At 66.3% G+C, this 249-nt stretch carries 1 pseudogene; it reads right to left on the reverse strand.

Annotation, left to right across the window (positions count from 1 at the left end):
- Positions 1–249: pseudogene (locus AC5RU7_RS21150) on the reverse strand (glucose-6-phosphate dehydrogenase); the annotation flags it as partial.

Consider the following 249-nt stretch of genomic DNA (forward strand, 5'->3'; position numbering starts at 1 on the left):
GCGGCGGCTCACCGAGCAGCACATCCAGGATCAGCCGCTCGTAGGCCTCGGGGGAGGACTCGGTGAACGAGTGCCCGTACCCGAAGTCCATGGTCACGTCCCGGACCTCCATCTGGGTGCCCGGGACCTTTGACCCGAACCGGATCGTGGCGCCCTCGTCGGGCTGGACCCGGATCACCACGGCGTTCTGCCCGAAGTCATCATCCGTGTGGTCCCGGAACAACAGGTTGGGGGCGCGTTTGAACACCA

It is taken from the genome of Arthrobacter sp. K410C, assembly GCF_059090105.1.